Below are 19,464 nucleotides of genomic sequence, written 5' to 3'. Positions count from 1 at the left end.
CGTTCCTGCTGCCGGCGAGAACACCGGTCCGACCGACCCTGTCCGGGGCGGAGGCGGCTGCCGGGAGCCGAGCGCCCGCCTCATCATCCCGGATCACCCCCTGGTGACGGCGTCCGCGCGGTGCGGCCCACCCCGACGGGGGAGCCCGGTCCCGGCGCGGACGGTGTCCCTGAGCGCGGCGTGGGGGCCGGAGGCGCAGGGCACCGCCCGCGCCGCTCCGGCCGGCGAGTCGTCGGCGAGCAGGTGCATGAGCCCGGCGAGGCCCAGCAGGAGGGCCAGGAACGGCGGGCCGCCGACGAGCCGGACCACGCGGCCGTGGTCCGCCGCCAGGGCGTCGGCCCGCGCGAGCACGCGCAGTCCCTCGACGTCGCAGAACGTGATGCCGTGACCGTCGACGGTCCACACGGGGTGGGCCGTGAGGACGAGCGCCGTGAGGGCGTCGAGGAGGTGGTGGGCGCAGCTCCGGTCGAGCTCGCCGGTGACGCGGACGCGGCCGACGCGCAGGTCGACCGACACGAGCAGCGGGCGGGGGACGGGGTCGGAGGAGGACCCAGGAGGACGGACGAGCACGTGGACCCCACAGCGGTGTCCGGGCCCGGGGACGAGCGGCTCCAGGCGGCGACGTGCGCACCGGCGTGCGCGGGGCCGGAGCTTCGACCCGGCCCAGTACCGTATCAACGGGCCGGTGCGCGCGCCGGGCGCTTCCGCCGGGCGGCAGGGCTACCGTTCACCTGTCACGACCCACCGTGCTGCGGACCGCCGCGGCCAGCGTGACGGGATGGGCGGGCATGGGGACTCGGCGTGACCTGGTGGTCGTCGGTGCGTCGGCCGGCGGTGTCGAGGCGCTGCAGCAGCTGCTGGCAGGCCTGCCCCCGGACCTGCCCGGGGCGGTCCTGGTCGTGCTGCACATGCCGGCCGGCGCCCGGAGCGCCCTGCGCGACATCCTGGCCCGCGTCTGCCCGCTGCCCGTGCGGTCGGCCGTTGACGGCGACCTGATCGAGGCCGGCACGGTCGTCGTCTCGGTGCCCGACCGGCACCTGATGGTGGTGGGGGACCGGACGATGCTCTCCCGGGGGCCCCGCGAGAACGGGCACCGCCCGGCGGTCGACGTCCTCTTCCGGTCCGCGGCGCGCAGCGGCGGCCCGCGGGTCGTCGGGGTCGTCCTGTCGGGGGCCCTGGACGACGGGACGGCGGGCACCATCGCCGTCCGCTCCCGCGGCGGGGTCGTGATCGCCCAGGACCCCGGTGACGCGATGTACCCCAGCATGCCGCTGCACGCCCACGAGGTCGGCGGGGCCGACCACGTCCTGCCCGTGCGCGCGATCGGCGCGCTGCTGGGCGAGCTGATCGGCGAGGAGGTGGACGACGGGATCGCGCCCCCCGCGAGCGACCTCATGGAGACGGAGACCGCCATGGCCGGACTCGACGGCGAGGGGTACGACGACGAGGACCGGCCCGGGACGCCGTCCGGGTTCGGCTGCCCGACCTGCCACGGCGCGCTGTTCACCATCGACGAGGGCGGCATGGAGCGCTACCGCTGCCGCGTCGGGCACGCCTGGTCCCCCGAGGCCCTCGCCGAGGAGCAGTCACAGGCGCTGGAGGGCGCGCTGTGGATGGCGCTGCGGGGCCTGGAGGAGCGGGCGGCGCTCAGCTCGCACATGGGCCACCGGGCCGAGGAGCGCGGGCACAGCCACAGCGCGCTGCGCTTCCGGCAGCGGTCCGAGGAGGCCCTGGACGCCGCCGCCCTGCTGCGGGGGTTGCTGCACCGTGGTGACCTGAGCGCCTCGGCGCTGCCCGACGACGTCGAGGAGGCCTGAGCCCGATGGTGGACCGGCAGGCCCAGGGACGCGGCGCGGACGGCGAGCCCGACGACGACGTGACCGCGCCCGACGACGACGCGGCCCCGCCCGAGGACGACGCGACACTCGCCGACGACGACGCGGCCGCCCTGGACGACGAGCCGGCGGACGCCGCGCCCGACCCGCAGTTCGAGGCCCTCCTGGTGTACCTGCACGAGCGGCGCGGGTTCGACTTCACCGGCTACAAGCGGCCCAGCCTCGTGCGGCGGGTGCGGCGCCGCATGGCCGAGGTCGGCATCGACTCCTTCAGCGAGTACCAGGACCACCTCGAGGTGCACCCCGACGAGTTCACGCCGCTGTTCAACACGATCCTCATCAACGTCACCGGTTTCTTCCGGGACCGCGCGGCCTGGGACCACCTGCGCGAGGACCTCCTGCCGCAACTGCTGGAGTCGTGCGGGCCGGTCATCCGGGTGTGGAGCGCGGGCTGCGCATCGGGGGAGGAGGCCTACAGCCTGGCCATCCTCCTCGTCGACGCGCTGGGCCCCGACGAGTTCCGCAAGCGGGTCAAGATCTACGCGACCGACGTCGACGAGGACGCGCTGGCCTACGCCCGGCAGGCGATGTACAGCGAGCGCCAGGTGGCCGGTCTCGCGCCGTCGCAGCTGCGCGACTACTTCACCCAGGAGGGCTCGCGTCACGTCTTCCGCAAGGACCTCCGCCGTTCGGTGATCTTCGGCCGCAACGACCTCGTGCAGGACGCCCCCATCTCGCACATCGACCTGCTGCTGTGCCGCAACGCCCTCATGTACTTCACCGCGGAGACCCAGGCGCGGATCCTGGGCCGGCTGCACTACGCGCTCAACCCCCACGGCCTGCTGTTCCTCGGCAAGGCCGAGATGCTGCTCTCGCACAACCAGCTGTTCTCACCGGTCGACCTCACCCGGCGCTTCTTCCGCAAGCGCGACGGCGGCCCGGTGGCCGAGCGCCGCATCGTGGTCCCGCCGCTGCGGATCGCGTCGGAGACCGCCGACGACGCCCTGGCCCGGCTGCGCCGGGAGGCGCTGATGTCCGGGCCGGCCGCGCAGCTGACCCTGGACGCCGAGGGCCGGCTGGCCGTGGTCAACCACCAGGCGGAGCGCGCCTTCGGGATCGACCAGGGCGACATCGGCCGCCCGTTCCAGGACCTGGAGATCTCCTACCGGCCGGTCGAGCTGCGGGCCTCGATCGGCGAGGCCGCCCAGGCCCGGCGTCCCCTGTGGCTGCGGGGCATCGAGCGGCGCCGGCCCGGGCAGGAGCCGGTGCTGTTCGACATCCAGATCGTGCCGATCTGGCGGGAGGACGGCGAACCGCTGGGCACGACGATCGTGTTCGACGACGTCACCCGCTACCGGCACCTGCAGCGGGAGCTCGAGCTGGCCAACCGGCAGCTGGAGACCGCCTACGAGGAGCTGCAGTCGGCCAACGAGGAGCTGGAGACCACCAACGAGGAGCTCCAGTCGACCGTCGAGGAGCTGGAGACCACCAACGAGGAGCTCCAGTCGACCAACGAGGAACTCGAGACCATGAACGAGGAGCTCCAGTCGATGAACGACGAGCTCCACTCGACCAACGAGGAGCTGCGGGCCAGCACCGAGGAGGTCGGCGCGGTCAACCGGTTCATGAACGGCGTGCTCAGCAGCTTCCGCGCCGGCGTCGCGGTGGTCGACCTCGACCTGCGGGTGCTGGTCTGGAACGCCGCGGCCGAGGACCTGTGGGGCCTGCGGCAGGACGAGGTGCAGAGCCGCCACCTGCTCAACCTCGACATCGGGCTGCCGGTCTCCCGGCTGCACCCGCTGCTGCGGCAGACCGTCTCCGGTGACGGGAGCGGGCACGACACCGTGCAGGTCGACGCGGTGAACCGGCGCGGCCGCCCCGTGCTGGTGCGGGTGACGATCTCCGCCTACGAGCAGGTGCCCGGGCATCGGGCCGGCGCGGTCATCCTCATGGATCCGATCGACCGCTGACGCGACTGCGCCGGGCCGCGGCGACCACCTCGTCGGCGTGCCCGGTCACCACCAGCTGGGCGAGGTCGCGCAGCTTGACGTTGTGCCGGTTGCTCAACGCGACCAGCCGGGCGAACGCTTCGTCGGCGTCCACGCCCAGGTGGGCCATCAGCACACCCTTGGCCTGGTCGATCACGGCCCGGGACGTGAGGGCCTTCTCCAGGTTCGCGGCGAGCGTCTGCAGCGCCGCCCGCTCGGTGGCGCTCTGCAGGACGCCGCCGACGACGGCGGCGACCAGCTCGGCGATCCGCCGGCCGTCCTGACCGAAGACGCCCACCTGCTCGGCGTACACGTTGAGCACCCCGACCGCCTGCTCGCCCTCCCGCAGCGGGATGGCCAGGACCGCCCGGACCTTGGGGTCACCCGGGAGGTCCCGCAGCCGCGGCCACCGCTCGTCGGTGGCGACGTCGGGGGTGACGACGACGGCGCCACGGACGTGGGCCTCCCAGCAGGGCCCCTGCTCGGCCTCCAGCTGACGGCCGTCGAACTCCTGGGCGAGGGCGGAGTCGCTGCCCAGCTGCTGGGGCTCCGCGGGGGAGCCGATGGTGATGCTCACCCCGGTGGCGGAGGGCACCGCGCCGCGGACGAGCACCGCCATGCGGGTGAGCAGCCGCGTCCGGTCGTCGTCGTCGATGGGCAGGGCGGACAGCTCGGCCAGCGCGGAGGCCACACCGATGGCGTCGACGGCCGAGACGTCACCGGCGAGCGGCGCCACCTCGTCGTCCACCATGCGGGCACTGCCGGCCAGGACGACCCACTGCACGCGCGGCTCGCTGCCTGCGACGCCGCCGGTGTCGGGGAAGCCGAACAGCTCGGCCGGCTCCTCGGCGGACCGGCGCGACCGCAGCGTGACCCGGAGCCGGCGCTCGGTCGCCCCGCGGCCGGCGAGGTCCCCGACCGCGGTGCGGAAGGCCTGTGCGTCGCCGGCGCCCAGGTAGACGCTCAGCGGCTTGCCGCGCAGCCGGTGCAGCGGCACGTGGAGGACGTCGGCCATGGCCCGGTTCGCGTCGAGCAGCCGTCCGGCGCCGTCGGTCACGCACAGCGCGACCGGGACCGTGGCCGAGAGGTGGGTGCGCCACCGCCGCTCCGCCTCGTAGCCGGCCAGCAGCACCGCGATCTGCTCCTGCTGGACGCGGAGCTCCTCCTCGGCGACGCGCAGCTCCTCGTGCGCGACCTCGAGGTCGGCGAGGCGGGTGAGCGCCTCGTGCGGCTGCAGCGAGGGCCGGCCGGCCGGTGGGTCCGCGGAGTTGCTCATCGGTCGTCCTCGGCTGTCTCTGCGGGAGCGCGGCCGGGCGGGACGGGCGCCGGGGCGCCGGCCTCCGCGCGGTTGAGCGCAGCCTCGTGGTGGTGGTACGCCGCGCGGCGGAGGTGTTCCTCGGGGTCCCCGACACCCCGGCGGGCCGCCTCCTCGTGCGCCGCCGCGGCGGCGTCGTGACTGTGCGCCGCGCGCTCGTGACCGGACAGCGCCCGCTCGAAGGCGTCCCGGGCGTGCTCGGCCGCCTCCTCGGCCCGCTGCTGGGCCTGGCGGGCGTCCTCGGGGGAGGCCGCGTGCTCCTCGGCCATCCGGCGTAGCCGGTCGGCCAGCTCGCCGGCCCGGTGCGCGGCTTCCTCGGCGCGCACCGCGGCCCGCCGCCCTGGATCGTCGTCCAGCATGGGTGGATCCTCCCCCCAGGAGCGGGGTCACGCACCGCCTCCGGGCGTGGTCAGCGCAGCCGGGGCAGCACCTCGGCGGTGAACAGGTCGACGAGCGTGCGCCGCCCGGCGCCCGCGCCGACGGGGGAGAAGACGAGGGTCTCGGCTCCCGCGTCGGCGTACTCGCGGATGCGGGCCGTCACGCGGTCCGGGTCGCCGTGCAGCAGGTAGCGGTCGGCCAGCGCGTCGAAGTCCTGCGCGTAGACCGCGCTCACGGTCTCCACGACCTGCCGCCGCGACCGGGCGGCGTCCTCGTCCACCCCGCCCCAGCAGAAGACCGCACCGCGCACGGCGTCCGGGTCGCGGCCCGCGGCCTCGGCGGCCTCCCGGACCTCCGCCAGGCTGCGGGCCAGCTGCTCGGGCGTGTACATGTACGGCATCCAGACGTCGGCGGAGCGGCCGGCCCGGCGGATGGCCGCCGGGCGGCGGCCCCCGAGCCAGATCGGCGGCCCGCCCGGCTGCACGGGGCCGGGATCGAGGGCCAGGCCGGGCACCCGGGTGAAGCGGCCGGTGAAGTCGACCGGGCCGCCGGCCCACAGGGCGCGGAACAGCTCCAGCGCCTCGTCGGCCCGGGCGCCGCGCTCGCCGACCTCGACCCCCGCGGCGACGAACTCCGGCGGGTGCTCCCCGCCCACGCCGATCCCGAGGTCGAAGCGGCCGCCGCTGACCCGGTCGAGCGTGGTGGCCAGCTTCGCGGCCAGCGCCGCCGGGTACAGCGGGACGACGGTGAGCGCGCTCAGCAGCCGGATGCGGGACGTCGCGCCGGCGGCCGCGGCCAGCGCCACGAAGCCGTTCGCATGCGGGCTGTGGAAGAACAGGTGCTCCCCGCTCGACACGCCGTCGTACCCGGCGTCCTCGGCGGCGCGGGCCTCGGCGGCGACGGCGGTCTGGTCGCTGCTGAGGCTCAGGACGACACGCATCGGTCAGGAGTGCTCCGCGACGAGCTCGGTGTCCACGCCGATCCGGCCGACCTTGGAGGCGCCGCCGGGGCTGCCCAGCGGGGCGTCGCGGCCGGGCAGGATCTCGACGAAGAAGCGCCGGTTGTCGTCGACGTGCGGCTCGTTCTCCTCGGTGACCCGGCGGTCCTGGGCGATCGCCTCGACCGGGCAGACCGGCTCGCAGGCGCCGCAGTCGATGCACTCCTTGGGGTTGATGTAGAGCTTGCGGTCGCCCTCGTAGATGCAGTCGACCGGGCACTCCTCCACACAGGACATGTCGGTGGTGTCGATGCACTCGGCGCCGATGACGTAGGGCACGGGGCTGTCTCCTCGCGATCGGGCGGCTCAGGCGTGCGCCGCCGCGCCGAGACCGGCGGGGGCGTCGCTGCTGTGGCCGGGGAAGAGGGGCTGGTCGGGGTCGAGGTAGGTCGCGGCGTTGTTCACCGCGGTGGCGGCTTCCCCGAACCCGACCGCGATCAACCGCACCTTGCCCGCGTACTCGGTGATGTCCCCGGCGGAGTAGACGCCGGGCACCGAGGTGCGCATCGCGGTGTCCACCATGATCTTGCGGTCGACGATGTCCAGACCCCAGGTCTCCAGCGGGCCGATGTCGGCGGTGAACCCGAGGGCGGCGATGACCGCCTGCGCCTTGTGCGGGGTGACCGCGCCGTCCTTGGTGCGCACGTGCACTGTGTGCAGCACGTCGTCGCCCTCGAGGGAGTCGACCTGGGCGTCGGTGACCAGCACGGTCCGGCCGCGCTCCAGGTCGGCGACGCTGGCGGCGTGGGCGCGGAAGTGCCTGCGGCGGTGCACGAGCGTGACGGAGGCGGCGATGGGTTCCAGCGCCAGGGCCCAGTCGACGGCGGAGTCCCCGCCGCCGACGATGACGACGTCCTGCCCGGCGTGCGCGGCCAGCTCCTTGACCACGTAGGTCAGGCCGCGGCCCTCCCACGCCGCGCCGCCGGGCAGCGGGCGGGGGGTGAAGGTGCCGATGCCGCCGGTGACGACCACGGCGCCGCAGCTGATGCGGGTGCCCTTGTCGGTGGTGACGACCAGCCGGGCGCCGGCGCGCGGGCGGTGGCCGGCCTCGTCGGTGAGGGACTCGGCGCGCTCGTCGAGGACGTAGACGGGGTCGAAGCGGGCGGCCTGCTGCACGAGCCCGGCGACGAGGTCGCGGCCCTTGATGCCGGGGAAGCCGGCGACGTCGTAGACCATCTTCTCCGGGTACAGCGCCATGACCTGCCCGCCGGGCTCGGGCAGGCTGTCGACGACCGCGGTGCGCAGCCCCCGGAAGCCGGCGTAGTAGGCCGCGTACAGACCCGCCGGGCCGGCGCCGACGACCAGCAGGTCGACGTCGACCCGGCGGGCCTCACCGGTGGTCGCCGGCGGCGCGGCGAGGTCGGTCGCGGTCATGCGGGTTCTCCCGGGGTGGCGGCGGCGAGGTTGTCGGAGCGGGCCGCGCCGCTGAGCCGGTCGAGGGCCAGCTCGCGGATGCGGAACCGCTGCAGCTTGCCGGTGGCCGTCGTCGGCAGCTCGTCGAAGACCAGGACGTGGCGCGGGCGCTTGAACGCGGCCAGCCCCTCGCGGCAGAAGGTGACCAGCTCGTCCTCCGTCGTCGTCGCGCCGGGCAGCAGGACGACGCAGGCCACCGGCTTGTCCAGGCCGTCGGCGTCGGGCAGGGACACCACGACCACCTGGTTGACCGACGGGTGCTGACGCAGCCGCTCCTCGACCTCGGTGGGGGAGACCCAGATGCCGCCGGCCTTGATGATGTCGTCGGTGCGGCCCAGCGAGGAGTAGTAGCCGTCGCTGCTGCGCACGTAGGTGTCCCCGGTGCGCACCCACGGCCCCTGGAAGACCCGCCGGGTGACCTCGGTCCGCTGCCAGTAGCCGGTGGCCGCGGAGTCGCCGCGCACGTAGAGGTGCCCGGGGGTGCCGTCGGGCACCGGGGTGCCGTCGTCGTCGACGATCTTGGCCTCGTACCCGGCGACGATCTCGCCGGTCGTCCCGGCGCGGGTCCGGCCCGGCCGCCCGCTGATGAAGATGTGCAGCATCTCGGTGGAGCCGATGCCGTCGAGCATCTCCACCCCGAAGGTCTGTGTGAAGCGCCCGAACAGGGCCGCGGGGAACGCTTCCCCGGCCGAGACGCACGCCCGCACGCCGGCGAAGGCGTCGGCCGGCAGCCCGGCGGCCAGCAGGGCGGCGTAGTAGGTGGGGCCGCCGAAGAACAGCGTCGGCCGGTGCTCCTGGAGCACCCGCAGCGTGCTGGCCGGGCTCGGCCGCGCCCGGTCCAGCACCGTGCTGGCCCCCACCGAGAACGGGAAGGTCAGCGTGTTGCCCAGGCCGTAGGCGAAGAAGAACTTAGCCACGGAGAAGGTGACGTCGTCCGGGCCGATGGCCAGCACGTCGCGGGCGTAGGTGACCGCGGTGTCCCGCAGCGACCCGTGGCGGTGCATCGCGCCCTTGGGGGTGCCGGTCGTCCCGGAGGTGTAGAGCCAGAAGGCGGGGGAGTCGGCGATCGTGGGGTAGGGCGTGGCCGCTCGGGCGAGGAGGTCCGCGCCGGCGGCGACGAACGCGTCCCAGTCGTGCACCCGGGCACCGTCGACCTCCGGCAGCCGGTCGGCGCCGAGCACGACGACGTCGGCGAGGTCGCGCATCCCGCCGACCGCCGGGGCCAGCCCGGCGAACTCCGAGCTGAGCGCGACCAGCCGCGCGCGGCTGTCGGTGGCGAGGACGGCGATGTCCTTGGGCTTGAGCATCGTGCTGACCGGGACGGGCACCGCGCCGATCCGCAGGCCGGCGAGGAAGGCGGTCAGCAGCTCGGGGGTGTCACCCATGCACAGGAGCAGGCGCTCCTCGGGGCGGACGCCGGAGGCGAGGAGCGCGGCGGCGAAGCGGACCACCGCGTCGTCGAGCTCGCCGTAGGTCAGGGTGCGGACGCTCCCGTCGAGGTCGATCGCGGTGATCGCCCGCCGTCCCGGGTCGGTCCGGGCGTGCCGGGTGACCAGCCACTCGGCGGCGTTGAACGGCTCGGCACCCGGCGGCGGGGGGAGCGACGGTGCGACGGGGGCGGTGTCGAGGGTGGCCACGCTGCTCAGCCCTTCCGCCTCGGCGGGGTCGCCCGGGAGCGAGAACCGCTCCCGGGCGACCCCGCCCAGGCTGCTCAGAATCGGACGTAGTCGTACTCGACCGGCAGCGAGTTGATGCCGACCGACGGCGGGGCGATCCAGCCGGCGAACTCCCCCGGCTCGTGGTGCGGGACCATCAGCTCGGCGACCCGCGCATGGTCCTCCGGTGTCGGCAGCCAGTCACCGGCCGAGCGCTGCCAGGCGGCGGCGTCCAGCATCTCCCCGGTCGGGGAGATGTGGTGCCCGGAGAAGGCGCCCACCTTGCGGTTGAAGCCCTGGTGCGGCAGGTACAGCCGCTGTTCCAGGCCGGCCTCCTCCAGCTCCTGGTTCCACCGCTTGACGCCGTTCTGGCAGTCGGCGGCGTACTCCGAGCGCAGGTCGTAGTTCAGCGCGGTGAGCATCGGGACGCTGCGCGTGGTGATCCGCCCGTCCTCCACCACCGGGATGTCCATCGTGAGGTCGGTGAGGACGTGGTCGTCCTTGCGCCGGGTCTCCATCCAGCGGCCCTTGAGGCCGGCGGTGTAGTAGGAGGCCACGTTGGACGAGGTCTCGGAGCCGAAGAGGTCCAGCGACACCGAGTAGTGGAAGTTCAGGTACTTCTGGATGACCGACAGCGGGATGCCGCCGTGCTCCCAGATGTCGTCGGTGCCGTGCTGCTTCATCAGCTCGGCGGTCCGCTGGACGGTGCGCTGCACCCCCGTCGTACCGACGAACATGTGGTGCGCCTCCTCCTTGAGCATGAACTCACAGGTGCGCGCCAGCGGGTCGAAGCCGGACTCCTTCAGCGTCCCGAGCTGGTACTTGCCGTCCCGGTCGGTGAAGTACGTGAACATGAAGAACGACAGCCAGTCGGTGGTCTCCTCGTTGAACGCGCCGAGGATGCGCGGGGAGTCGTAGTCGCCGGAGTTGCGCTTGAGCAGTTCCTCGGCCTCCTCCCGGCCGTCCTTCCCGAAGTAGGCCTGCAGCAGGTAGACCATCGCCCACAGGTGCCGGCCCTCCTCCACGTTGACCTGGAAGAGGTTGCGCATGTCGTACAGCGACGGCGCGGTCATGCCCAGGTGTCGCTGTTGCTCCACCGACGCCGGCTCGGTGTCGCCCTGGATGACGATCAGCCGGCGCAGGTCCGAGCGGTACTCGCCGGGGACCTCCTGCCAGGCCGGCTCGCCCTTGTGCTGGCCGAAGTTGACCTTCCGGTCGGGGTCCCGCTCGGCGAGGAAGATGCCCCAGCGGTACTCCTCCATCGGCACCCGGTCGAAGTGCGCCCACCCATCGCGGCCGACGGCGACGGCGGTGCGCAGGTAGACGTCGTGGGTCGGGATGGAGGGACCGAGGTTCCTCCACCAGTCCAGGAACTTCGGCTGCCAGCCCTCCAGCGCCCGCTGCAGCTTGCGGTCACCGGCCAGGTTGACGTTGTTGGGGATGCGCTCGCTGTAGTCGATCTTCGACAGCGGACCGGTCGGCGTGGGGGCGTCACCGGTGACCGTGCCGCTCTGGGGGGTGGACTCGGTCGTGGGGCCGGGTCGGGTGGGAGAAGTCGACGCAGTCATGCTCAGACCCGCTTCCTGTCGTAGTCGGCCCGCTTACCGGTGCCGTACCGGCGCAGCGCTCCTTCCGGGCCAGCGGCGTTGGGCCGCTGGAAGATCCAGTTCTGCCAGGCGGTGAGCCGGCCGAAGACCTTCGTCTCGGGCGTCTCGCGGCCGGCGAAGCGCAGGTTGGCCTCCATGCCGGTGAGCGCGTCGGGGGAGAAGCTCGCGCGCTCCTCGACCACCAGCCGGATCTCGTCCTCCCAGTCGATGTCGTCGGGGGTGCTGGTGACCAGGCCGAGCTCCGCGGCGTCGGCGGCGAGCAGGTCGCGGCCGGTGGCGGCCTCGGCGGCGGCCAGTTCCTCGGCGCTGCCGAGGAAGCGGACCTGCAGCCGGGACAGGCCGTTGCCCATCGGCAGCAGGCCGGTGTTGAACGCGTCCAGCCGGATCACCGCGGGCGGCAGGGGGGCGTCGTCCTCCTCGAACTGCCCCTCGAGCATGAACTGCCGGTCGGCGGCCAGGGCGATCTCGGCCAGCGCGCCGACGAAGCACGAGCCGGGCTCGATCAGCGCGAACAGGCTGCGGCTGGTGGTGTCCAGCCGCTTCACCGTGCGGCGGTAGAAGCCGATCGTCTCGTTGACCAGCCAGTGCTCACGGGAGGCCAGCAGGAACTCGTCGTAGGCGGCGGCGGTGGCGACGTCGCCCTCGGTGCGCAGCAGCCAGGTACCGATGGCCAGCTCGTTCGTGCGCAACCGCAGGATCGCGTCGTCCAGCTCGCGGGTGGCGGCCAGCAGCCAGGCGGTGTCGCCCTGCTCGGCCAGCTCCTCGACGCTGCCGGGGACGGCGGTCGGGCCGAGCACGGTGATCGTCGCAGTGCCCGAGTCGCGGTCGAGGACGACGCGGAGGTGCCGGTAGCGGGTGGTGTCGCCGTCGACCTCGCGGTGCAGCGGGGTCAGCTGCACGCCGGTCGCCCCGGTGCCGGGCCGGGTCGAGCGCGCGGCGAGCTCGGCGGCGCGCCGGGCGACCTCGGCGGCGAAGTCGCGGGCCTTGACGGTGGCGTCGACCAGCCGCCACTGCACGGCGCGCTCGCCCCGGATGCCCTCGGCGGTGGTGGAGAAGACGTCGGCGAGATCGCGGCGCACGCCACGCTTGTCGACCACCCGGGTCAGCCCGCCGGTGCCCGGCAGCACGCCGAGCAGCGGCACCTCCGGCAGCGACACCGCCGAGGAGTTGTCGTCGACCAGCAGGATCTGGTCGCAGGCCAGCGCGAGCTCGTAGCCGCCGCCGGCCGCGGTGCCGTTGACCGCGGCGAGGAAGGACAGGCCGGAGTGGGCGCTGGCGTCCTCGAAGCCGTTGCGGGTCTCGTTGGTGAACTTGCAGAAGTTCACCTTCCAGCTGTGCGGGGACGCGGCCAGCATCTTGATGTTGGCCCCGGCGCAGAACATGCGCTCCTTGGCGCTGGTGACCACCACCGCCTTGACCTCGGGGTGCTCGAACCGGATGCGCTGGACCGCGTCGTGCAGCTCGATGTCCACGCCGAGGTCGTAGCTGTTCATCTTCAGCTCGTAGCCGGGCACGATGCCGCCGTCCTCGGCCACGTCGAGGGTCAGGGTGGCGATCTCGCCGTCGACCGAGAGGTTCCAGTGCTTGTAGGCCTCGGGCGAGGTGTCGAAGGAGACCTCGGTCGTCGCGGCCGGCTCGGCGACCGGGCCGGGGCCCTCCGTCGCGACCGAGCGGTTCTCGAGCGTTGTCACGGGACCTCCAGGGAGTTGCGGCGCAGGCGTGTGACGCCCGCCACCCATCCTGACGTGCTACACGATCGTGCGCAAGAGGCTGAGTCGATGTAGCGCTAGGCCACGCCCAGCAGCGCCGCGGCGACCGAGCTGTCGCTGCGGAACTCGAGGGTGGGGGAGCGGTGCACGACCCGGCCCTTGTCCATCACCGCGATCTCGTCGGCGACCGCGAAGGCCAGGTGGAGGTCCTGCTCGACGACCACGAGGGTCACCCCCTCGGCCTTCATGCCGCCGACGGCCGTCCCGATCAGGTCGACCACGGCCGGCGCCAGCCCGTCGGAGGGCTCGTCCATGAGCACCAGCCGCGGGTTGGTCAGCAGGGCCCGCGCGATGGCCAGCATCTGCTGCTCCCCACCGGAGAGCTGTCCCCCCGTGTGCCGGCGCCGCTCGCCCAGTCGGGGCAGCAGCTCCAGCACCCGCGGGACGTCCCACGGGCCGCGCCCCCGCCCGCGCCGCGCGGCGAGGTCCAGGTGCTCGGTGACCGTCAGCGGTGCCCACACCCGCCGCCCCTGGGGCACCAGGGCGACCCCGGCCCGCGCGACGACGTCGGGACGGCGGCCGGTGAGGTCGGCGCCGTCCAGGTGGACCGACCCCGCCGACGGCGTCACCAGCCCCATGAGGGTGTGGATCAGCGTGGTCTTGCCGGCGCCGTTGCGGCCGAGCAGCCCCACCACGCGGCCGTCGGGGACGTCGAGGTCGACCCCCTGCAGGACCGTGCTGCGCTTGTAGCCGGACCGCAGCCCGCGGACCTCGAGCACTCAGCCCACCTCCAGGGCCGCCGGGCCGGAGCCGTCCAGGAACAGGGCGCCCCGGCCGGTGCCGAGGTAGGCCTCCTGCACCGCGGCGCTGGCGCGGACCTCGTCGGGGGTGCCGGTCAGCAGCACCCGGCCCAGGTGCAGCACCGTGACCGAGCCGGCGAGGGCGAAGACGACGTCGAGGTCGTGCTCGACGATCACCACCGTCACAGACGCGGGCAGCGCCTGGAGCAGCCCGACCAGCCGGGCGCTCTCCGCCGGTGACATCCCGGCGGCCGGCTCGTCGAGCAGCAGCAGCCGCGGCTCGCAGGCCAGCGCGACCGCGACCTCGAGCTGCCGCCGCTCGCCGTGGGACAGCGCCGCGACGGGTGTGCCGGCGCGGGCGGCCAGGCCGACGTCGGCCAGCAGCTCCCGCGCCCGCTCCCGGGCGGCGGCCTGCCGGCGGGGCACCAGGGAGTGCCGGCTGCGGTGCTGCCGCTGCGCGGCGAGCAGCACGTTCTGCTCCACGGTCTGGGAGAGGAACAGGCTCGAGTGCTGCAGCGTCTGGCTGATGCCGCGGCGGGCGCGCTGCGGCTCGGACAGCCGCGTGACGTCGTCCCCGGCGAGGGTCACCGTGCCGGAGGACACCCGCATCGCGCCGGTGACCAGCTTGAACAGCGTGCTCTTGCCGGCGCCGTTGGGGCCGATGAGGGCGTGGCGCGCGCCGGGCGGGACGTCGAGACTGACGTCGTCCACGGCCGTCAGGGCGCCGAAGGAGCGGCTCACCCCCGACAGGGACAGCAGCGGGGCGCTCATGTCGGTTCCTCCCGGGTGTGGCGGCGGATCCCGGCGAGGCCGGCGACGCCGCGCGGCAGCACGTAGACCGCGACCACGAAGACCAGGCCCAGCAGCAGCGGGCCGTGCCCGTCGAGCGTCGGGCCGAAGGTGTCGCGGACGAGGACGACGACCGCGGCTCCGAGCGCCGGCCCCCACAGCGAGCCCGCGCCGCCCAGTACGACCGCCAGCAGCAGGAGCGCGCTGGTGGTGAAGCCGGTGTCGCTGGGGTTGACGATCCGCACCAGGCCGGCGAACAGCCCGCCGGCCAGCCCGGCGAACCCGCCGGCGATGACGAAGGCCGCGTACTTGTAGCGGAACGGCGAGTACCCCAGCGAGCGCATCCGGGCCTCGTTGTCGCGGATCCCGCGCAGCACGCCGCCGAAGGGGGAGGAGGCCACCAGCCACAGGCCCAGGGCGCCGAGCAGCCCGACGGCGAGGACGAACCAGTACACGTACCCGGCCAGGGTCAGCGGCGTGCCGGCGATCCGGACCGAGGGGATGCCGAACAGGCCGTTGGAGCCGCCGGTGACCGACGACAGCGACTGGGCGAGCTGGTGCACCAGCTCGCCGATGGCGAGGGTGAGCATCAGGAAGAAGACCCCGCTGCTGCGCACCGCCAGCCATCCGGTCGCTGCGGCCGCGACCGCGCCGGCGACCGCCGCGGCCAGCACGGTCACCAGCCCCTCGGCGGTCCAGTGGATGGCGACCAGCCCCGCGGTGTAGGCGCCGATGCCGAACCACGCCGCGTGCCCGAGCGAGGGCAGTCCGGTGAAGCCGACCAGCAGGTCCAGACTCATCGCGAACAGCGCGAACACGAGGACCCGCGAGAAGGTGTTCGTGCCGAACGGGTCGACGAACAGGGGGACGGCGGCCAGCGCCGCCAGCAGGACCAGCCCGAGGGCGGCGGCCAGCGGCCGGGACGGGCGTCGCCGCGCGGGGGTGGCCGCGGCCCGGGCGCCGTCCGCGGTGCTCGTGAGAGGAGCGCTCTCCACACTCATGAGTGGGCCACCTTCCCGGCGAAGAGTCCACGGGGTCGGACGATGAGCACCAGGGCGAGGGTGCCGAACAGGATGAACGAGGCGAGGTCGGGCAGCAGGGCGCGCCCGAGCGACTCGACCTGCCCGATCACCAGCGCCCCGATCAGCGCGCCGCGGATCGAGCCGAGCCCGCCGATGACGACGACCACCAGCGCCAGCAGCAGGATCGTCTCGTCCAGGCCCGGCCGGGCGCCGTAGACGGGGGCGGCGAGCACGCCGGCGACGGTGGCCAGCATCGACCCGATGCCCAGGACGGCGACCTTCACCTTGCGGTTGTCGATGCCCATCGCCGAGACCATCTCCCGGTCGGCGACGCTGGCACGGACCAGCGCGCCCACGGACGTCCGCTCCACGACCAGCCACACCACCAGTGCCAGGACCAGCCCCACGCCGATGACCAGCAGCCGGTAGGTGGGGTACGCGCTGCCGGCGACGTCCACGCTGCCGTCGAGGCCCGGGGGCGGGGAGACCGAGCGGACGTCGTTGCCGTAGACGATCGACAGCACCTCGGCCACGACCAGCGAGATGCCGAGCGTGAGCAGCGCCTGGTCGAGGATCGGCCGCCGGGCCAGGGGTTCGGTCATGCCCGACAGGACGCCGCCGGCCAGCAGCCCGACCAGCGCGGCGACCCCCAGCGCGGTGAGGAACCCGCCCCACGAGTCGCCGGCGACGAAACTGACCGCGAGGTAGGAGCCGACGAGGAAGAACGCGCCGTGGGCGAGGTTGAGCACGTCCATCATCCCGAAGACGATCGACAGCCCGACGGCCAGGACGAACAGCAGCGAGCCGATGGCGAAGCCGTTCAGGATGCTGACGAGGTTCGCGTCGAACCACCCGAGCACGAGCTGCTCCTTCCGGGGGTGCCGGGCCGTGGGGAGTGGGGCGGGCGCGTGATGCCACAGCCCGGCACCGGGCGGGTCAGGGCTGGGCGAAGACGCCGAGCTCCTCGACGACGGAGTTCACGAGGGTGCCGTTCTCGTCGACCACCTCGCGCAGGTAGACCGCCTGCTCCGGGGTCTGGTCGGTGAAGATCCACGGGCCGCGCGGGCTGTCGTCGATCTCACCCAGGCTGCCGAGTGCCTCGGTCAGCGCCGCGCCGTCGGTGCCGCCGGCCTCCTCCAGCGCGCGGGACAGGACGTTGGCGGCGTCGTAGGCCTGGACGGCGTAGGTGGTCGGCAGCTCGCCGTAGGCCTCCTGGTAGGCCTGCACGAACTCGGTGTTGACGGCGTTGTCGATCTCGGTCGAGTAGTGCAGCGTCGTCCGGACGCCGACCGCCGCCGGGCCCTGCGCGTCGAGCACGCTGCCCTCGGTGAGGAAGCCCGAGCCGTAGAGCGGAACGGTGTCCTTGAGGCCGAAGTCCGCGTACTGCTGGACGAAGCTGACCGCCTCGCCCCCGGCGTAGAACACGAAGGTGGCCGCCGCGCCGGAGCCCTGGATGCCGGACAGGAACGGCTGGAAGTCCTGGGTGGTGCCGAACGGCGTCAGCGCCTGGCCGGCGATCGTGCCGCCGCCGGCGGTGTAGGCCTGGGTGAACCCGGCGACGACCTCCTGGCCGGCCGCGTAGTCCGGGGCCATGACGTAGACCGGGCCGATGCCCTCGGCGGCCAGGTGCTCCCCCATGGCCGCCGCGATCTGGGCGTTGGTGAACGAGGAGCGCCAGACGTAGGGGCTCGCGGCGTCCTGGGTGATCGCCTCCGCCCCGGCGTTCGCCACGATCAGCGGCACCTGCGACTCCGTCACCTGCCCGGCCACACCCAGGGCGGTGGCGGAGTTGACGATGCCCACCAGCGCGTCCACGTCGCCCTCGGTGAGCAGCCGCTGCACGGCCGGGACGCCGGTGTCGGGCCCCTCGCCCTCGTCGGCGACGACGGTCTCGACGGTGTAGCCGCCCAGCTCCCCGCCGTTCTGCTCCAGCCAGAGGTCCCAGCCCTGCTGCATGTCCTCGCCCAGCGGGGTGTAGACCCCGGCCTGCGGGATGACCAGGCCGACGCGGACGGTGCCGCCGCCCTCGCCGCCGCCGGACCCGCCGCCCTCCTCCTCGCCGCCGAGGCTGCCGCCGCCGCACGCGGCCACGGTCAGGGTGAGAAGGCCGGCACCGAGGCCGCCGAGCAGTCGCCGACCGGACAGGGGATGCAGCACGGGCACGCTCCGGAGGTCACGACGTGCTACACCCGCACGCCTGATGCAAGTGACCATGTAGTGCGCGCCGCGACTGTGTCAAGGGTCACACCGACGCCGTCGGCGAGCTGGTGCCGTTCCGTGACCTGTGCGGTCGTCGTCGGCGGGGAACGCCGGTCGGGGCGGCACGGGGTGTCACGATGAGGGACGTGGAGGCCGTGGACGGACCGTTCGTCACCCGTCGGCAGGAGCTCGGCGCCGCCAGCGCGCGCAGCCTGCTGCTCACCGTGCTCGGCGAGTTCGTGCTGCCCAGCGGCCGCCCGGTGTGGACCGCCAGCCTGCTGGAGCTGCTGGCCGATCTCGACGTCGCGGAGAAGGCGGCCCGCCAGGCGATCATGCGCACCGCCGACAGCGGGTGGATCGAGCCCAGCCGGATCGGGCGGGAGACGCGCTGGTCGCTGACCGCGGCCGGCACCCGCCTGCTGCGGGAGGGCACCGAGCGCATCTACGGGTTCGCCGCCGACGACCGTGGGTGGGACGGCCGCTGGCTGGTGCTCTCGGTCGGCGTCCCGGAGAACAACCGGGCGCTGCGCCTGCGGCTGCGCACCCAGCTGGGCTGGGCGGGACTGGGCTCGCTGGACGCCGGCACCTGGGTCACCCCGCGCGTGGACCGCGAGCAGGAGGCCCGCCGGGTCCTCGACGAGCTGGGCGTGCTGGCCGGCAGCTGGTCGTTCGTCGCCACCGCCGGCGTGGTGGGCGACGAGCGCTCGCTGGCCCGCACCGCCTGGGACCTCGACGGCATCGAGCGCGGCTACGAGGACTTCCTCGAGCTGGTCGGCCGGCGGCGGCCCCGCACCGACCGTCAGGCGCTGGTCGCCCAGGTCCGGCTCGTGCAGGAGTGGCGCCGTTTCCCGCTGCTGGACCCGGGGCTGCCGCGCGAGCTGCTGCCGCCCCGGTGGAGCGGCAGCCGGGCGGCGGAGGTCTTCCGCGAGCGGCACGCCTCCTGGGCGCCGCGCGCCCAGCAGGCCTGGGCCGAACTCGCCGGACGGTGACACTGCGATCCTCCGGATCGCACCGCGGCCGATGACCGTCCCCGACGGCGCCCAGCTCCACCGTCACACCCTTCGCGGAGCCTTCCGGGCCGCACCCGGGCACGACACGGCGGAGCGACTCACGCGGGGACGGGGTGCCGCTCCAGCCAGGCGCGCCCGGCGTCGGTGAGCACCCGCATGTCCCGCTCGGCCTGGAGCAGCGGCGGGTCCTGGCGGTAGAGCCGGGCGACCAGGTGGCTGTCGGGCGCCAGCTGCCGCGCGATCTGGTGGGCCTCCAGCTTGTGCATCCGCCCCCCGGCCTCGGCGAACCGGCGCAGCAGCGCGGCCTGCGCCTCCTCCGGGTCGGTGCGTTCGCGGGCCGGCGCGGCCGCCGAGGGCTCCTCGTCCAGCAGCGCGGTGACCGCCCGGGAGAACGTCTGCACCAGGTCGCGGATGCGGTCGTCGCGGGACGGCGAGGCGGCGTCGCCGCCGGAGCCCTGCCAGGTGCGCTGCGGGTGCCGGCGCAGGTACTCCTGCTCCAGTTCGAGCATGCGCTCGGTGTGCGTGCGGAACTGCTCGGCGGTGCCGTGCAGGAACACCCAGTGCCGCATCGCGTGGGCGTGCACGCCCTGCCGTTCCAGCTCCTCGTCGGACAGCTCGCGCGCCGGGATCCCCGGTCGGTCGGTCATGGCCGCTCCCCTCGGTCGTCCCGGGCGCCGGGGCCGGGGGCCGCCGGGGGGGGGGGGGCGGGGCGGGGGGGGGCCGCGCCCCCCCCCCCCGCCCCCGGGG

General features: G+C 74.2%; 18 protein-coding genes. 3 read left to right on the top strand and 15 right to left on the bottom strand.

Features of this window, described 5'->3' with window-relative positions; translation table 11 throughout:
• Positions 1–93: 93 nt before the first annotated feature.
• The gene (locus ACI78Q_RS20540; protein ID WP_456925307.1) at positions 94–570 is read right to left on the bottom strand and encodes an STAS domain-containing protein; all 477 of its coding nucleotides are present in this window, start codon (positions 568–570) and stop codon (positions 94–96) included.
• Positions 571–788: 218 nt separating this feature from the next.
• Between ACI78Q_RS20540 and ACI78Q_RS20535 the strand changes: the two genes are divergently transcribed.
• Together ACI78Q_RS20535 and ACI78Q_RS20530 are read left to right on the top strand one after the other, a co-directional pair.
• Positions 789–1,817 (top strand): chemotaxis protein CheB, encoded by a 1,029-nt coding sequence (locus ACI78Q_RS20535; RefSeq protein WP_456925306.1) that lies wholly within the window; start codon positions 789–791, stop codon positions 1,815–1,817.
• A gap of 5 nt (positions 1,818–1,822) precedes the next feature.
• Positions 1,823–3,805 carry a CheR family methyltransferase gene (locus tag ACI78Q_RS20530; protein ID WP_456925305.1) on the top strand — a complete coding sequence of 661 codons (1,983 nt, stop codon included), beginning with the start codon at positions 1,823–1,825 and terminating at the stop codon, positions 3,803–3,805.
• Here the strand turns inward: ACI78Q_RS20530 and ACI78Q_RS20525 are convergent.
• The 13 genes from ACI78Q_RS20525 to ACI78Q_RS20465 form a co-directional block, all read right to left on the bottom strand.
• Positions 3,783–5,099, bottom strand: a complete 1,317-nt coding sequence (locus ACI78Q_RS20525) for an ANTAR domain-containing protein (protein WP_456925304.1) — start codon at positions 5,097–5,099, stop codon at positions 3,783–3,785. The two genes, ACI78Q_RS20530 and ACI78Q_RS20525, sit on opposite strands and share 23 nt — an antisense overlap.
• The gene (locus ACI78Q_RS20520) at positions 5,096–5,497 is read right to left on the bottom strand and encodes a hypothetical protein (protein WP_456925303.1); all 402 of its coding nucleotides are present in this window, start codon (positions 5,495–5,497) and stop codon (positions 5,096–5,098) included. Before ACI78Q_RS20520 ends, ACI78Q_RS20525 begins: the two co-directional genes overlap by 4 nt.
• A 50-nt stretch (positions 5,498–5,547) precedes the next feature.
• The gene (locus tag ACI78Q_RS20515) at positions 5,548–6,456 is read right to left on the bottom strand and encodes an LLM class flavin-dependent oxidoreductase (protein ID WP_456925302.1); all 909 of its coding nucleotides are present in this window, start codon (positions 6,454–6,456) and stop codon (positions 5,548–5,550) included.
• A gap of 3 nt (positions 6,457–6,459) precedes the next feature.
• On the bottom strand, positions 6,460–6,792 hold the full coding sequence (fdxA, locus tag ACI78Q_RS20510) for a ferredoxin (RefSeq protein ID WP_456925301.1): 333 nt from the start codon (positions 6,790–6,792) through the stop codon (positions 6,460–6,462).
• 27 nt (positions 6,793–6,819) lie between these two features.
• On the bottom strand, positions 6,820–7,887 hold the full coding sequence (locus ACI78Q_RS20505) for an NAD(P)/FAD-dependent oxidoreductase (protein ID WP_456925300.1): 1,068 nt from the start codon (positions 7,885–7,887) through the stop codon (positions 6,820–6,822).
• Complete coding sequence (locus ACI78Q_RS20500) at positions 7,884–9,563, bottom strand: benzoate-CoA ligase family protein (protein WP_456925299.1); 1,680 nt, start codon at positions 9,561–9,563, stop codon at positions 7,884–7,886. Before ACI78Q_RS20500 ends, ACI78Q_RS20505 begins: the two co-directional genes overlap by 4 nt.
• 74 nt (positions 9,564–9,637) lie before the next feature.
• Positions 9,638–11,149 (bottom strand): benzoyl-CoA 2,3-epoxidase subunit BoxB, encoded by a 1,512-nt coding sequence (boxB, locus tag ACI78Q_RS20495; RefSeq protein ID WP_456925298.1) that lies wholly within the window; start codon positions 11,147–11,149, stop codon positions 9,638–9,640.
• A 2-nt stretch (positions 11,150–11,151) separates the two neighbouring features.
• On the bottom strand, positions 11,152–12,879 hold the full coding sequence (boxC, locus tag ACI78Q_RS20490) for a 2,3-epoxybenzoyl-CoA dihydrolase (RefSeq protein ID WP_456925297.1): 1,728 nt from the start codon (positions 12,877–12,879) through the stop codon (positions 11,152–11,154).
• A 95-nt stretch (positions 12,880–12,974) separates the two neighbouring features.
• Complete coding sequence (locus ACI78Q_RS20485) at positions 12,975–13,676, bottom strand: ABC transporter ATP-binding protein (protein ID WP_456925296.1); 702 nt, start codon at positions 13,674–13,676, stop codon at positions 12,975–12,977.
• Positions 13,677–14,468 (bottom strand): ABC transporter ATP-binding protein, encoded by a 792-nt coding sequence (locus tag ACI78Q_RS20480; RefSeq protein WP_456925295.1) that lies wholly within the window; start codon positions 14,466–14,468, stop codon positions 13,677–13,679.
• A complete protein-coding gene (locus tag ACI78Q_RS20475) occupies positions 14,465–15,487 on the bottom strand; it encodes a branched-chain amino acid ABC transporter permease (RefSeq protein ID WP_456925294.1) in 1,023 nt (340 codons plus the stop codon). Before ACI78Q_RS20475 ends, ACI78Q_RS20480 begins: the two co-directional genes overlap by 4 nt.
• Positions 15,484–16,368: a branched-chain amino acid ABC transporter permease gene (locus ACI78Q_RS20470; RefSeq protein WP_456925293.1), complete on the bottom strand. Its 885-nt coding sequence runs from the start codon at positions 16,366–16,368 to the stop codon at positions 15,484–15,486. The genes ACI78Q_RS20475 and ACI78Q_RS20470 overlap by 4 nt, the downstream gene beginning before the upstream one ends.
• Before the next feature lie 76 nt (positions 16,369–16,444).
• Positions 16,445–17,665 carry an ABC transporter substrate-binding protein gene (locus ACI78Q_RS20465; protein ID WP_456925292.1) on the bottom strand — a complete coding sequence of 407 codons (1,221 nt, stop codon included), beginning with the start codon at positions 17,663–17,665 and terminating at the stop codon, positions 16,445–16,447.
• A 179-nt stretch (positions 17,666–17,844) separates the two neighbouring features.
• On the opposite strand from ACI78Q_RS20465, the gene ACI78Q_RS20460 reads away from it, so the two are divergent.
• Positions 17,845–18,696 carry a PaaX family transcriptional regulator gene (locus ACI78Q_RS20460; protein WP_456925291.1) on the top strand — a complete coding sequence of 284 codons (852 nt, stop codon included), beginning with the start codon at positions 17,845–17,847 and terminating at the stop codon, positions 18,694–18,696.
• A gap of 119 nt (positions 18,697–18,815) precedes the next feature.
• Here the strand turns inward: ACI78Q_RS20460 and ACI78Q_RS20455 are convergent, their stop codons facing one another.
• Positions 18,816–19,364 (bottom strand): DUF6158 family protein, encoded by a 549-nt coding sequence (locus ACI78Q_RS20455; protein ID WP_456925290.1) that lies wholly within the window; start codon positions 19,362–19,364, stop codon positions 18,816–18,818.
• Positions 19,365–19,464 lie beyond the last annotated feature (100 nt).

The organism is Geodermatophilus sp. SYSU D00705, from assembly GCF_054050135.1.
Note: the sequence above shows the minus strand (reverse complement) of the source record. Positions and strands in the feature narration are given on the sequence as shown.